This is a genomic window from Paraburkholderia sp. BR10141, from assembly GCF_056155635.1.
In genome coordinates this window covers 1-1,514 of record NZ_JBMIQH010000109.1, presented here as the reverse complement: position 1 = coordinate 1,514, position 1,514 = coordinate 1, and the positions used below count along the sequence as shown (strand labels likewise).

Here is a 1,514-nt window from a genome sequence, read left to right as displayed (position 1 = left end):
TAGCCCGAATTCACGCCCCAGTAATAGAACACGAGCGAGACCAGCGCGACGACCAGCATGTCCCAGCCGTACGGAAGCAGACCGGCGCCGCCGAACTGCTTGCTGCCGACGAGCGAGAGCAGCGCCATGATCGGCAGGTACGCACACAGCCACCATGCGGCCTTCAGATCCTGGCCCCAGCCGTCAAAACCCTGCTTGCTCTGGAAGTAGAAGTACACCGGCAGCGCGACGACCATCAGCAGAATGATTTCGCCGGTCAGCGGCCACTTCGCCCAGTACAGGATCATCGATGCGCACACGAATGCGAACGGCGCGATCACTTTCATGAACGGCACGGAGAGCGGGCGCTCGATGTCCGTGGCGGCGCGCTTGAGCGCCATCAGGCTGATCGGACCCGTGAGGTACGAAATCACCGTTGCCACCGAGATCACCGCCGCGAGCGAACTCCAGCCGCGGAAGAAGAACATGAAGATGAACGACACGAGCAGGTTGAACCACATCGCGTTGCGCGGCACGCCGTAGAACGGGTGCACGTTGCCGAACATCTTCGGCATCGTGTTGTTGCGCTCCATCGCGTAGATCATGCGCGAGGTCGTCGCCATGTAGGTCGTACCGGTGCCGCTCGGGCTCACGAACGCGTCGACGTAGAGCAGGATCGCGAGCCAGTTCAGGTTCAGCGCGATCGCGAGTTCCGCGAACGGCGACTTGAAGTTGAACGTGTTCCAGCCCTTCGCGACGTCGGCCGGATTGACCGCGCCGATATAGGCGACCTGCAGCAGCACGTAGATCACGAGCGCGCAGAGAATCGAGCCGATCACTGCGAACGGCACGCTCTTCGCCGGATTGCGCGCTTCACCCGCGAGGTTGATCGGGCTCTGGAAGCCGTTGAACGCGAACACGATGCCGCTCGTGGCGACTGCCGTGAACACCGCCGACCAGCCGTACGGGGCGAACGAGGTCGTCTGGCCGAAGTTTTCCTGGTGGAAGCTACCCGCCATCAGGCCGATGATCGTCAGACCCGGGATGATGAACTTGAAGATCGTGATCGCGCTGTTGGCACGCGCGAACAGTTTCACGCCCCAATAGTTGAGCATGAAGTAGATGATCACGAGAATCGCGGAGAGCCCGAGCCCTGAATGCGTCAACGACCCGTCGACGAACAGCGCGTGCGCCCAGGCATAGGGCCAGGTGCTCATGTACTGGATCGAGGCTTCGGCTTCGATCGGGATCACCGAGACAATGGCGATCCAGTTCGCCCACGCGCTGATGAAGCCCACCAGTGCGCCGTGCGAGTAGCGGGCGTAGCGGACCATACCGCCCGACTCCGGGAACATCGCACCGAGTTCGGCGTAGGTGAGCGCGATGGCCAGAATGACCACGGCGCCGATGATCCAGGCGCAAACCGCCGCCGGACCTGCAATTTTCGCCGCCTTCCACGCGCCGAACAGCCAGCCCGAACCGATGATCGACCCGAGGCCGGTGAACATCAGCGCGAACGGGCCGATGTTCCGTTG

1 protein-coding gene is annotated in these 1,514 nt (G+C 62.5%); it reads right to left on the bottom strand.

Translation table 11 applies throughout. The features are described 5' to 3' along the window. Window positions 1-1,514 (bottom strand): APC family permease (locus ACOJB8_RS41015; protein WP_475017954.1); only part of this gene is annotated, 1,514 nt, incomplete at both ends.